Below are 14,172 nucleotides of genomic sequence, written 5' to 3' on the forward strand. Positions count from 1 at the left end.
GATATGGGCTTCTTGGGGGTTTCTTCAATTCTTCAAAGTTCTTCAATTCTTCAAAGTTCTAGTATTTGAGATTTGAATATTGGATATTTGGGATTTGGACACTTAGGTTTTGAATCTAGAAGGCTTGCTTAGATCTGGAAGGTTTAAATACGCGAGGAGTGGAAGTTATCTAAATGGTTATTGGTACGAATAAGTAGAGACGTTCCATGGAACGTCTCCAGTCAATTTATATCTGTACACAACAGAAAATATTTACACAAAATATATTTATACAGAAGATATTTACACAGAAGATATTTACACAGAAGATATTTACACAGAAGATATTTACACCTAAATTTCGCCTATCTATTAAACTTGTTGGTGATTAAGCTTGTTGATAAATAATCTCTTCAAACTGGATTATATCTTTCTGTGGGTCAGCTAAGATAACTTTAACCGATACTTGTTCCCCAAGCTTGACAATACGCTTGAAGAACATTGGTAACTGCAAACCTAATTCTTCAATTAAAATTAACGCCAAGTTACTGTCTTCTCTAAGCCACATTAACACCGTTACCTGCCAAATATTACCAACATGGCGGCGCAGATATTCTAAAGCCCAATACCTATTGGTTTGGCGTTCCACCATTGTTACTTCTTGTGTCGTGCTAATAACACTCATCATCACTTCTCTAAGTTGGTCAGCGGAGAAAGGTGGAGAATCTCCTCTCAAGTGAGCTTTAATTTGAAAATGAGTTAGCAAGTCGCTGTAACGGCGGATTGGAGAGGTCGCCTGAGTGTAAGTATCTAAACCTAAACCAGCATGACGTAACGGAGTAATGCTCATTTCACTTTTAGGCATACAACGACGCATTGCGCAAGCACGAACAAATCCTGCGGGCAACAATAATAACTCTTCTTCCGGAGGTAATTCCGGTTGTGGTTGACCGCGAAATGGTAAGGGAAGATTGTTTTCTTTCCCATAACGAGCAGCTACTTCACCAGCAAGAATCATCATTTCCGCGACTAATTGCCGGGACATAGAATCATCTAATACATCAATATTGATTTCATCTTCTCTGACTTTAATCATTGCCTCAGGCATACTGATACTGACGGCTCCTTGCTCGTAGCGCCAAGTCTTACGCTGACGTGCCCATTTGGCGATCGCTTCAATTTCTGGTTCTGCAGTTACACCTAACTCCAACATTTCATCTACGTCTTCGTAGGTTAGGCGATATGTTGGTTTGATTAAACTGGCATGAATGCTATATTCTTCAACTCCGCCATGTTCATTTAAAATAACTCCAAAACTTAGGGCACAACAAACTTCTCCCTGGACTAGGCTCATGGGTCCAGTTGCCAACAGTTCTGGGAACATAGGAACCATACCGGTTGGCAAGTAAACTGTACTACCACGTTTTCGAGCATCTAAATCTAATTCATCTTCCGGCAATACCCAGCGCGAGGGGTCGGCAATATGTACCCACAATCGCTCTCTACCATCTGCAAGTTTCTCCCAACTCAAACCATCATCTATTTCAGTGGTTGTCTCGTCATCGATGGTATAAACTTTTAAACTTGTGAGATCCAGTCGATTAGTATCTAGATCTGGTGGATGTACTTGCAGTCGCTGTTGCGCCACTTCTATTACCTTCGTTGGGAATTGAACCGGAATCGATGAACGGCGCAGGAATAAATTTTCATGCGGACTCCACCAACACAAGTCTACTAATAGCTGAAAAGCTCCTTGGGGTGTAGCCGGACGTCCCAACATGCCCATCGTTTCCAAAACTGGTGCGGGAGGGGGAAAGGCACGAGCTAATGATTCATAATTTACACCAGTACGGGGAATATCAGCCAGCAATGCTGCATACTTTTCTAAAGCTTCTAAGCGGTGGCGGTCGTGACGCTGCCATTCCACTTTCTCACCTTTGAGCGCTTGGGAAACTCGCTCCAAAAATTCCTTTTGTCCCTTGGCTTTGAGCGCTTCTACTTCTAATTGGTGTTTGCGCTCTGCAACTTGGTTTGCACTTCGCGGCTCATAATTATCTCCTTTTTGCTTGAAATAGACTTTATCATCCGATAACAAGCAATAAGCTGCATAACTATGAGGAGCTTCAGACTCAGAAAATAGTAAATTCGCCATACCTTTGGGGTTAACGGACTCACCATCTTCTACCAGTAATTCCCAAGCCACTTCCAAGCTTGATGGATCCAAATACGGTTTGACTTGTTCTAAAAAACTGTCTATCTGCGAAGGCTTGTAGTTGCCGCCATCGACTTTGTAGGTAACTTGTCGAGGCGCTAGGCTGTGGGATTGACCTGCCTTATCTATCACAAACCAGCGGGATTTTCCATCTGGACGATCTACAATTCCCAGACGGCGATCGCCCCCTACTCTAAATTCAACTAATGTGCCCTTCTCCACAAGCCTCGCAGTGAATCAGTTTTCTATTTTGGACTTTTATAACTGGCATTTAGATTAAAATCTAGTTAATAACTGCCAATACTTAAAGTGTTAGGAGCTTGATTTGAGCTCCTGAATTAATTTTAGATTTTGAAGTTCAAAATACCAAGTTTAACGTATAAAACATCTAACTCAATGGGATGATTCTACTATCCCTGGTATTCTGACACTCAATCAATTAGGAGTTCATCCTTCAGCAAAGTTTATCCTTCAGCGTTGATAAATGGCAACAAAGCTAAAACTCGAGCGCGTTTAATTGCAGTGGTCAAAGCCCGTTGTTGCTGAGATGTCAATCCAGTGATCCGACGCGGTAATATTTTACCCCGTTCGGTGATAAATTTCCGCAGCAAATCCACATCTTTGTAATCGATTGGGTCTCCTGGCTTAATTGGTGACAGACGACGACGATAATAACTCATTTTTGCTCAGTTTCCTTTTTTACTTGATTTCCTTGTGGACGGTGTGACTATTGCAATGGGTGCAGAACTTTTTTAGCTCTAGACGATTGGTGGTGTTACGACGATTTTTGGTACTCGTGTAACGGGAAACGCCAGGAGAGCGTTTGTTTGAGTTACTGCGGCATTCAGTGCATTCGAGTGTCACTATAATCCGGACACCTTTATTCTTAGCCATAATTTTAGATAGACAGCCAGGAGAGAATAAATACGATCAAATATTTTCCCACATGACGCCACAATATTTCAACTAAAATGTTGACTTTAATGTCGAGTTAGTGCCCACATTGCGACGAAGTTGAGATAGTCCTAACATTACCTTAATTTAAAGCTTTGTCTGGGCATTAGATAAAGCTATTTTGCATCGGAATGCTAGGGGAATGCTTAGTACTATAGCAGCAGAATTCATAATTATATTGCAAAAAGTAGCAGAAAATATTTGGGTTGGGGATTGGCGACTGGGGATTGGGGATAGCACTGCGTGCTATCCCCAACCCCCTAAAACCTCCTCTGATACTCGATCCGAAATTCACCAAAATCATAGTCGTAAATAAACCTGACAGAAGAATTCTCGTTGATATCTTTTAACCCCGTGACTGAGGGGAAAACTTGCAAGCGTGTGAGACCTATTTTCTTACCTACAGAATTCACTGGTCTCTGGACATTCCACAGAAATTCTTGGTAATATTCATCAATAATTGGTGTTATTACGTAATCAATAAAAGCTGATTGTATCAGTTCTTCTTCTTGACCGTCAGTAAGTTTTTGTTCTACATCTTTAATGATCGCAATAGTACGGTTACCAAGTAAAGATAAGATTTCGGTTTGGTTACGACTTGGAGTACTTGACAACTCTACGATTGGATTATTAATCAGGCTTTGGTTCCTAATGGCGACTTGAGAACTCTCATTTATACAATTAGCTATTCTTTGTAATCTTTGGGGTGAATTTTGTATTGTTTTTCTGAGAAATACCCTGGGAACATTAATTTGACAATTTTCTGAATTATCGTCCAAAGAACCAATTAGTTGACTAGCTTCTCCTTCAATACCGATCCGTACATCAATTTGGTTAGGATTTGTCGGCGCTACTGCATCGTCACGAATTTCAGAATCAACGGGTTGGGGACGGTCGAAGCTGGGAGCGTCAAGAACTGTTGTTTGCAGTTCAATATCTAGGTTGGGATTGAGTAAACCTTGCTCTGGAGAAAATACAATGAAGTGTTCGCGATCGCGCGAGAGGAAAAAGGAATTATCGAGGAAATAAATACTTCCTCGACGCAAATTTATGATTCCTTCGGGCTGTAAGTTATCCAGGGGACCATTTAATGTTAAGTTACCGGCAATTAAAAAGTTTGTCCGGGGTACGGATCGTTTAAATCTAAATCCTTCGCCAATATTTATTTGTAAGTCGTCGAATATAGGTTGAAAGGAATAGTTGTCTTTAGCCCGTCTTTTTCTTCTTTTAGCTGATTTTTTTTGTTGGTTACTTGCTTGTTCCTCGTTTTCCTCAGCCTCATTATTCAGTTTTGGAACAATAACTCTTCCTTCGCTGAGATCGATATTTCCGCCGATTATGGGACGCGTTACTGTTTGAGATACTTCAACGCTGGCGTTAACATTTCCTTTGTAGAGTCCTTCAAGATTTAGTTTTCCTGGACCTAGGGCTAATATCAGCGAACTAGGATTATCAGGGTTGGTAATTCCGGCACGAACTAAAGGTAAACTACCCGTAAGGGAAAATGGACTATCAGCAAAGTTCCCTTCTAACTGGTTTACTTGAATGTTTTGATTTTGTAGAGCAATGTCACCAGCAATATTTAGATTGATTTCCTCACCTAGTTGCTTAGTTTTGACGGTGGCGTTTTCAATTTGAATTGTGGAAGTACCTGTTAAATCTTTTATGAGTTGGGGAGGGGTTTGGGCTGACCAATTTAAAGGTCCTTCAAGGTTGAGTGCAATTTCTCCGTTTCCTTTAACCCATTCTAATTGCTCCTGAGTAAAAGTACTTAAAAACGCTAATCCTTGAGTTCCAATTTTAGCATCTAAAGTAATAGAGTTATCTGTATTGGGTTGGGGAGGATAGGGTATTTTGGCGTTGATTTGGGTGAATGAATCGGGGGTTGTATTAAATTTCGCTACTGAATCTATGTAGCTGAAGGTACCAGAAAATATCCCTAATGGATCTTGATTGAAGCTACCATCAATTAAGGAGATTTTTCCTTCTTGAATTTGGGGTTGATTAATCGTACCGTCTACTGTGGCTTGAAGGTTTACTTTTCCCCCAATGTCTACAGGAACATCAATAAAGGCAAATTTTTCAAGATTATCTAAGGAGAAGTTTTGTACTTGGACAAATCCGGATGTTTTTTCTCCTGTTAATTCTCCATTTAAAGCAATTGTGCCTTCTTCTAGGGCGACACGTAATGGATCTACTTTTATACTTCCGTCTTTATAACTTCCCCGTGCTGTTACCTGGTTGATATCTAACGGCTTTCCTTCCTGAATAACTGGACCTTTACGACGTTTGACGGTAACAACTTTGGGTTGGGGATACCATTCCCAGTTATTACCATCTAGCTGAAAGTCTACTTGGGGGTTATAAAATTTACCTGCTATATCGATCTGGGCGTTATATTCTCCCCTCAAGTCTAATTGAATTGCGGATTCTTCTTCTCGCTTGCGGGCTGCATATCGTCGAACCCGTCGATCTACTCTCCTGAGTAAGCGTAGCTGTCGGGCTAAGGGTGCGTTGGGTTTTCCTACTGGATCTGTTTCAATAGCTGCAGCGTTAGTAAAGTTAGAAGAACCAAAGAAAATGCTTTGCAGGTCTTCTAATCTGTACGTATTAATAGTCGCAAAGATATCTTCTAACTTGGCTGATTTTGTGAATATCTTGGCGTTGACATCACCCGAGTTCAGATTTAGGTTACCTTGAAGATTATATCGGCTCTGTCCTGATTCCAAGTAAGCTGATGGGACGTTTGCAACTCCTCCATCGTAAGAGAAATTTGCTGCGACTTCTTCTGCCTTAAGATATCCAATACTTGGTTTGGTAACTTGTAAGTTTCCAGCGATGTTTGTAACGTCGAATAGGTTCAAGTCAAGTTTTCCGGTGACTATTCCCCCAACTTGCGCAGGGAGATTTTCTTGGACTGCTGGTACTACATTTAACAAAGCCAGGGAAAAGTTTTTCAGATCGATATTTAGCCGATCGCCGTTACGTTGACCGCTTACTAAAATAGCGTTTTTGGAATTTCCTCCTTGTTGCAGGTTAAAGGAAACTGGAAGATAAGGTGAGATACATTCTTCTCTATTACAGGGTTCTAGCTGGGCTGAGATTTGATCGTTTTGTCCTTGTAAGTTAATTGCTAAAGTTTTACCGGGTTGTAAATTTACTGGACCTGTTAGTAATGGTTCAAAGGCGATTTTATCAACTGCAAAATCCCTAAGTTGTAAGTTACCTGTTAATTGTAAATTTCCCGGTGCTAGGGGATCTCCAAGTAAGTTATCGCCTTGGAAGCGACCTTGAAAAGCAGCATTTCCGGCGATGGGAATATCAGTTTGCTGGGAAATTTGGGCGATTAAGGTGGAGGGAAGTTCACTTAAGTTGGAACGGGCATTAATATTTAAATTAGTACCTATTCCCCAAGTTCCATTTTTACTTGTCGCCGGATTTGGATTTAAAGTTATTTGACCGTCAGCAGTAAGTGATTGTTCTCCTACTTGCAAAGATATGGTTTTAGCTTGGATCGTAGCGGGGGAATTACCTTCTATAAAAGGATTGATATTTCCTGCGAGATTAAATTTACCAGATAATTTTCCGACTTCGGGACAGGATAAATCAAAATTTTGGCAAATGGCTGGGGTGTTAATATTCGTTGCAGTTGTATTGCTAGAAAAAATACCATTATTTAAATTGGTGATGGTATTAACCGTACCTCCTTGAACGCCCAATCTTGCAACAGCATTGGCTCGAATATTATTAAAATCTTGAGATAGTAATCGATTTACAGAACCGGAAAGATTAACTTGACTATCTGCAATAGTCAGGGGTACTGGTAAATCAGGCAAAAATGGGGAAACTGAAACTCCTTTAGCAGTAGCGATCGCTTCTAAAAGACCTTGTTCTAATTTACCGTCGATGGCTACTTTACCATTATTGACGTCTAAATCCAGATCGGTATTACCTCTAACTCTGGCTAAATTAAGATTACCCGACCCTAAATCATCTAAGATATCTAAATTTCCTGCTAACTGAACCTTTCCTTGGCGCAGGTTAATTGGTCGATTTAAGTTTAAGTTTAATTCGGGGGGTTTAAATTGAGATATAAAAGGATTTAGTGCTACAGAATTAGCATTGATCGATGCTTGCCAAGTTTCCGTCCCTAGATTACCTGAACCATTAAAATTAACTGTGCCATTTCTTCGGGTTTCGGGGACGATTAATTGACCGGAAGCGCTTGCGCGGAAGCTACTTAGCTTATCACTTAAAGTATCGCTTAAATTATTATTTATATTTTGATTTTGACTTGTTGCAAATGATAATAATTGTTTTACAGAACCAGAAACATTAACTCGGGTATTTGCTACTGTTACAGGGGAGCCAAGCTGAGGTAAAAATTTATTAAGTGAAACTCTGTTGGCGATCGCATTCCCTTGTAAAACTCCCCGATCTAACTTTCCATCTACGGCAACTTTACCATTGTCAACGTTTAAATTTAAATCGGCAGTTCCTTGAATATTAGCCGGGTCGAAATTATCTAATCTACCCGCAATATTAACATTACCCCGTTCTAAAAATACCGGTACATCTTCACCAGTAGGGAGTTCAGATAAAGGTAAAAATCTATTGAGGGAAATTCGATTAGCGATCGCTTTGGCTTGTAAAAGACCTCGATTTAATACTGCGTCTACAGCAACGTCACCATTATTAACATTTAAATCTAGGTCAGCAGTTCCTTGGATATTACGCGGATTTAAATTATCTAATCTACCTGCTAATTTGACGTTACCCCGCTCCAAAAAGACGGGTACATCTAAGTTTTCATCCTGTTGAAATTCAGATAATAAAGGCGTTAATGATAGGGAATTAGCACTAACATTACCCTGCCAAAGCCTATTTGCTAGATTAGCTTCACCATCAACATTGACTTTACCATCTTTGGTTTGCAAAACCGTGTTACGCAGACTGACTTTATTTGCTGCGTACAAAATATCTCCAGTACCAGAAACTTGTCCCGCAACTGCAGTGTTAGCATTAGGTACTTTCCACGATAAAACTGCTTGGGGATTTGCAACTGTACCTCTAACTGTTCCTAGTGCGGTAATTCTATTTAACCGATAAGAATCATCTGTAACTCCGTAACGAGCAATAATTGCTCTGGGATTAGTTAACAGAGCATTCAAATTAAAAGCTAGCTGGGACTTAGCAAAATTTTTGAATTCAAAATTCTCTAATTCTGTCAAACGACGAGGAAATTTAACGTTACCTTTGGCGACAATTTCACCACCACTTAAGGTTGTAGCTCGGAATTCTCGAAGTAAAAATTGCGACAAATTACCAACAAAACTGGTATTTATTTTACTAAACCTTACTTTGTCAACAATGACGTTGCGAGTGCTGACAATATTACCTGTTAAAACTGGATTTTCAAATTTTCCCTTGACAAGCATATCTGCCCGCAATTTACCATCTATCCCAATCGGTAACTTTGCAGGTACAGTTCTCAAAACCTTAGCAACTTCAAAAGGATTAACATTAACCTTAACGTCAAAACCTTCCTTGACATCTACATCACCAGATACCAATGCTGTCAGATTACCGTAGCTCCCCTTCGTTTCCTCAAAAGTTATCTTATCCCCCTTAAATCGCAACAAAGCGTTCGCATCGATTGGGGCTAGTAGTTGCTTGCTTCTAACCTTCAAATCTTGTAATTTTGCCGTACCCACAACCAAAGGTAATTCAGAAAAGGTCGAGAGTTTGATATCTAAATCGGCATTTAGCTCGCCACTTGAGATATTAACCGGAACCTGGGAAATGAAAGGATTAAGCTTAGCTAAAGTTAGTTTTGCGATTTTGGCACTTGCCTTAGTTTTACCAGTTTCTAACTGAGTTTCTCCCTCAAGCTCCACTTTACCTTGAAATATTTCTGCATCAAGGTCGTATCGCAGGCGTTCGGTTTCTACCTGATTATAGTTGACAAATCCATCTATTTTACTCTGCAATGGAGTCTGATAACCGCGAGGAAGCAAAGCAACCTTACCATCTCGCACGCGGATAGTTGTGTTCAGCTTAACAGGAAGTTCGCTATCATCATCTGTATCTAATTCCAGTCTTACCCATTCTCCCGACTTCACCTCTTGAGCATAAACATCTGGTTTAATAAAAGTGATATCGACAGGCAAAATTCGAGAGAATATTACCGGAATTGGATTAAAATTGACATTAACCGCTTCAATTGAGACGTTATTAGGATCGTCCTCAGTCGCCGGGAGGGAAGAAGAACCAAAGCGAATTCCGGTCAAACTCCAACTTTGCACCTCCCCCACATCAACCTCACGATTGATGTAATTGCTAAGTTGAGTTTCTACTAAAGATGGTAAATTGCGACGAATCCAAAAATCTGTGACGAAATAGCCAACCGTACCCATTCCGACAAGAGCAATACTAGTTGCAAACGCAATTTTACGAAACCAAGAACCTGTATCATTCTGGTTTTGAGGTTCTTGAGAGTCAGCTTCATCCGGAGTATTTGGAGATGTCATAACTTTTTGGTTCTACAGATTGTTTATTTTCCTCACAAAACTAAATTTTGAATCAATTTTAGGTTATTGAACCTTAAATTATCTAACTTTGAATTAGTTTACGCTTAATATTATGCCTACTCAATTACCCGAAAGCTTATGTAAAAACCCCTATTCAGATTAACTACATTTAAATTCTGGGGTTAATAAACAAGATGGCAAACTTACTTGCAGGGACATGATATTTTAACATTTGTAGAGATGCGCTCTTCTTAGCGTTCCTGCGGGAAAATATGTCGCGTCTCTATCAGAATCTGTGTTTTATTATTAAATGTTTTCATACTCACATTTTACAGGAAAAATTTAAGAGAAAAATTACTATATAGTAAGCGATTCAACGGACACAATAGGTAATAGTTTACAGCTGAATCGACAGTTTCAAAATTACCCTATTTCACAATAATTTCCTAGAGTATCTTATACTTTCTGATTTGCCACCAAAATTCAAGAATTTCCATGTACGTAAAATAGTGTAATTTTATTTACTAGACCTCATGCTCTTTACACTTTAAGGGGAAATCAAAAATTACAAAATTATTTACGTATATAAGTCTTAATACTGGTAAGTTCTATATGCATTTTAAGTACCTAACATCATGTATAAAAATATTTTTAATTCTCAGATTCTATAGACTCACAATTTCCAAGCTAAGTAACACTGTTTTCCACGATGCTTAATAAAATCCTGGTTCTGTGAGTAAATCCTAAGGGGATTTAAAACTAAACCAAATTCAACTTGTAAAGCTTAGACAGAGATTGGGTTTAGAGTCTTATTTTCTAAGATTATGGATAAATTGGTACTCTAGTACTTTTTTGGTACGAATTTTTGCATACACATAGGAGGTCGAATATAATCCATTGCTTTCTGTCGCAGAGGTAATTTAATCGGTTCTGGCGTCAAATCTTCGTAGGGAATCATGCTTAGTAGATGATTGATGCAGTTGAGACGAGCGCTTTTCTTATCGTCAGCTTCTACCACATACCAAGGAGATAGAGTTGTGTCAGTGGCAGCAAACATATCATCTTTTGCCTTAGAATATTCTACCCATCGAGCGCGAGATTCCAAATCCATGGGGCTAAGTTTCCAGCGTTTGGTAGGGTTCTCAATACGTTTCTGGAAACGTCGTTCTTGTTCCTCATCACTGACTGAAAACCAATACTTGATGAGAATGATACCCGAACGCTGTAACATATGTTCAAATTCCGGACAAGAACGGAGGAACTCAACATATTGTTCGTGGGTGCAAAAACCCATTACCCGCTCGACTCCAGCCCGATTGTACCAACTGCGATCAAATAAGACGATTTCTCCTGCTGCTGGTAAATGAGCCACATAACGTTGAAAATACCATTGCGTTTTCTCTCGCTCAGTAGGTTTACCCAGAGCCGCAATTCGACAGACACGGGGGTTCAAACATTCTGCAATTCGCTGAATTGCTCCCCCTTTCCCCGCAGCATCCCGACCTTCAAAAACAACTACTACTCTTAAACCTTTGTGTTTAACCCATTCCTGAAGCTTAACCAATTCAATCTGAAGCTGCTTCAGTTCTTTGTTATATAGCTTGTTATATGCCTTTTTCTTGATTTTCTTTGGCTTTGATTTTTCTTGGACTGCTGAAAAAATCTTAACCTTGTTAGCTATAACTGACTTGTCTTTCAGGACATCTTTAAATTTCTTTTTCGCCATCAACTGACCCTTAAAATCTGTCAGACTGTGAAATATACTTTGTGAAATAAAACAAATATATGTAAAAATTATACACAAAATAGATAATAATCTATCTTGTGTAGACTCATGACAGAGTTGAATTTTCGTAAACTTTATTTGCTCAAATTTATACTAGAACCTAGAAGACTGGAGAAAGAAGACATTTTGTCGCACTTCACACTTAATTTGTAGCTATATCAAGAGTTACTGCATCATATTCATAGAGAAGAACTGGTATCGGGAGCCACATCAATTCCATCTCTGACCCTCAGATTTTGAGAGTAAGCAATCAAGTCACTCAGGGTTTCGATTTCGAGTCCCATTTTATTCCCAGCCAGTTTTAAAGCTTCTTCAAAACTGCTGATATCCTCCCCATAACCACATAGTTCGGCTGTCATTTTGATTCCATGTTCAGCATTAGCTTTGGCACAATCGATTAAATTAGTACCAGTAAGAGGTTGGTTAGATAAATTCTCTTTAGATTCGCCCCAATAAGCTTTAATTGTCCAGATTTGCTGGTTGCTTTTTCTTTCCACTGACCAGCGATAAACTGCAGATTTGGGGTCAACCCCAATCTCAATCAACTTCGCGCCCATATAGTATTCCATCTGGTTGAAAGTTCTTTGTTTGAGCGCAGTAGGCTGGTTAATATCTACAGTTCGGGTTAGTTGCGCTTGTGTATGTTTGGTCATGGTCACAATACCTTCTTAAATCATAAATCAGCCTACCAATGTGGTGAAGCTCGACCTCGACAACAACAAAGATAAGCATCAAAAAATTTGGTATTAATAGTATTTCTGCTGTGCTAATTTTTAAAGATGGCGATGAGGTAAAATGCCTGAGAGGCAAGGCTGCGCTTCTTATGAAACCTTTAGTAAAGAGAAAAATACCTGTTTGTTGACTGCTTTCCCGTTATTTTTTGTCTAAATCCCACTATCAGAGGGAAAATTGTCCTAAAACTGGAAAATATAGAAATATAGAATATCCAGAGACACAAAAATATATACCCCAATCAAAATAATTCTTAATTATTTGGTCAATGGAAAACCTATATCTAAATTATACCAGTTCATTATCGGAGTGAAGTACCATGCTCTCAGTCAGAGATGCAGAAAATATTATTTTTGATTTAGTACAACCGTTAACTACTCAAATAGATAAAGATATAGAAATTGTAGATTTATTCAACGCTAACGGACGAATTTTGGCAGATTCTGTAGTATCTAATCTAGATTTTCCCCATTGGGATAATTCTGCGATGGATGGTTATGCGGTGCGTTACGCAGATGTGCAAGAATGCAGTCAAGATAAACCTGTAACCTTACAAATTGTTGAAGATATTCCTGCTGGATATCAACCCCAAATTACTATTCAACCGGGACAAGCAGCACGGATTTTTACTGGTGCCGTAATGCCCCAAGGTGCAGATACAATTGTGATGCAGGAGAATACTCGTCGGGAAGAAGATCGTGTTGCGATTCTAACTGCACCTAAACCCGAAGAGTTTGTGAGAAAACGTGCCAATTACTACCAAGCGGGGAATTCATTATTAGCTGCAGGTATCGAACTCAAAGCAGCCGAAATTGCAATCTTAGCTGCAGCACAATGTCCTCAAATTAAAGTTTATCGCAAACTTAAAGTAGCTATTTTATCTAGTGGAGATGAATTAGTTACACCTAACCAATCCCTCCAACCCGGACAAATTGTGGATTCAAATCAGTATGCCTTAGCTGCTTTAGTTCAGCAAATGGGTGCAGAACCTCTGATGTTAGGAATTATTAAAGACGAACCAGAAGCACTTAGGGAAGCTATTAGCAATGCAATTAATAATGCTGATATAGTACTTTCTTCTGGTGGTGTTTCCGTTGGGGATTACGATTATGTCGAACAAATCATCGAATCTCTCGGAGGTGAAATCCATATTCGTTCTGTTGCGGTCAAACCAGGTAAACCCCTCACTGTTGCGACTTTCCCTCACACTTTATACTTCGGTTTACCAGGAAATCCTGGATCGGCTTTGGTTACCTTTTGGCGGTTTGTCAAGCCAGCAATTCAGAAATTTTCTGGTTTAGCAGAAGGTTGGAAACCTGAGTTTTTACAAGCAGAAAGTTTACACGATTTACGTTCTAACGGTAAACGGGAAACTTATATTTGGGGTAATTTGAAGGTTAATAATGGCGCTTATCAATTTCAAGTTGCTGGGGGTAGTCAAAGTTCCAGTAATTTGATTAATCTGGCGCAAACCAATGCTTTAGCTGTTATTCCGGTGGGACAGAAATCAATTAGTCGACGGGAAAAAGTACAGGTTTTGTTGTTGTAACAAGACTTCAGTTAATATAGCTAAGCGACTCCATCAATTTTAATTTTTAGCAATTGAAGCAGGAACACAAACACCTGAAGATTTAGGATATCCCCCCGGTTTTTTTTATCAGACCTATGGTAGCTGTCAAGATGACCCAATTATTATTGATTCTAAAGTAATTGAATATTAGTCACTTGTTACTTACCCGATAACCTGCACCAACCTTGTTCAGCCCAAATTCCCACCTGGAAATCAATTTCCAGGCTCATAAACTAAGTACGTTAAAACGCACTACAAGCCTTACATAGTCTGATTTATCAGACTTTTTCTATGAGCCTGGGATTTTAATCCAAGGCGGTTATTGTATCCGCTCAGTAAGTCGGGGTAAGAAGAAAAAAGAAGAAGGAACAAAAGTAGAGCATGTGTCGTAGAATATGACCCATGACGC

At 39.3% G+C, this 14,172-nt stretch carries 7 protein-coding genes; 1 reads left to right on the forward strand and 6 read right to left on the reverse strand.

Going from position 1 to position 14,172, the window contains the following annotated elements; genetic code table 11:
• Positions 1–367 precede the first annotated feature (367 nt).
• From BC008_RS33395 to BC008_RS33415, 6 genes are all read right to left on the reverse strand, one after another.
• Positions 368–2,413, reverse strand: a complete 2,046-nt coding sequence (locus BC008_RS33395) for a ribonuclease catalytic domain-containing protein (RefSeq protein WP_027842539.1) — start codon at positions 2,411–2,413, stop codon at positions 368–370.
• Between the two features lie 242 nt (positions 2,414–2,655).
• A complete protein-coding gene (rpsR, locus tag BC008_RS33400; protein WP_058184284.1) occupies positions 2,656–2,871 on the reverse strand; it encodes a 30S ribosomal protein S18 in 216 nt (71 codons plus the stop codon).
• Positions 2,872–2,890: 19 nt separating this feature from the next.
• Positions 2,891–3,085 carry a 50S ribosomal protein L33 gene (rpmG, locus tag BC008_RS46995; protein WP_072207801.1) on the reverse strand — a complete coding sequence of 65 codons (195 nt, stop codon included), beginning with the start codon at positions 3,083–3,085 and terminating at the stop codon, positions 2,891–2,893.
• A gap of 320 nt (positions 3,086–3,405) precedes the next feature.
• A complete protein-coding gene (locus tag BC008_RS33405) occupies positions 3,406–9,675 on the reverse strand; it encodes a translocation/assembly module TamB domain-containing protein (RefSeq protein ID WP_027842538.1) in 6,270 nt (2,089 codons plus the stop codon).
• A gap of 841 nt (positions 9,676–10,516) precedes the next feature.
• Positions 10,517–11,401, reverse strand: a complete 885-nt coding sequence (gene ppk2, locus BC008_RS33410; RefSeq protein ID WP_027842537.1) for a polyphosphate kinase 2 — start codon at positions 11,399–11,401, stop codon at positions 10,517–10,519.
• A gap of 239 nt (positions 11,402–11,640) precedes the next feature.
• On the reverse strand, positions 11,641–12,114 hold the full coding sequence (locus BC008_RS33415; RefSeq protein WP_027842536.1) for a hypothetical protein: 474 nt from the start codon (positions 12,112–12,114) through the stop codon (positions 11,641–11,643).
• Positions 12,115–12,512: 398 nt separating this feature from the next.
• On the opposite strand from BC008_RS33415, the gene BC008_RS33420 reads away from it, so the two are divergent.
• Positions 12,513–13,742 (forward strand): molybdopterin molybdotransferase MoeA, encoded by a 1,230-nt coding sequence (locus tag BC008_RS33420; RefSeq protein WP_027842535.1) that lies wholly within the window; start codon positions 12,513–12,515, stop codon positions 13,740–13,742.
• The last annotated feature ends 430 nt before the right edge of the window (positions 13,743–14,172 follow it).

This window comes from Mastigocoleus testarum BC008, assembly GCF_001456025.1.
GTDB classification, from domain to species: Bacteria; Cyanobacteriota; Cyanobacteriia; order Cyanobacteriales; family Nostocaceae; genus Mastigocoleus; species Mastigocoleus testarum.

What these genes read in the sequence shown, in the direction of transcription:
- rpsR (WP_058184284.1), bottom strand. Translation starts at nt 2,871, where the DNA reads ATGAGTTATTATCGTCGTCGTCTGTCACCAATTAAGCCAGGAGACCCA.
- rpmG (WP_072207801.1), bottom strand. Translation starts at nt 3,085, where the DNA reads ATGGCTAAGAATAAAGGTGTCCGGATTATAGTGACACTCGAATGCACT.
- BC008_RS33405 (WP_027842538.1), bottom strand. Translation starts at nt 9,675, where the DNA reads ATGACATCTCCAAATACTCCGGATGAAGCTGACTCTCAAGAACCTCAA.
- ppk2 (WP_027842537.1), bottom strand. Translation starts at nt 11,401, where the DNA reads ATGGCGAAAAAGAAATTTAAAGATGTCCTGAAAGACAAGTCAGTTATA.
- BC008_RS33415 (WP_027842536.1), bottom strand. Translation starts at nt 12,114, where the DNA reads ATGACCAAACATACACAAGCGCAACTAACCCGAACTGTAGATATTAAC.
- BC008_RS33420 (WP_027842535.1), top strand. Translation starts at nt 12,513, where the DNA reads ATGCTCTCAGTCAGAGATGCAGAAAATATTATTTTTGATTTAGTACAA.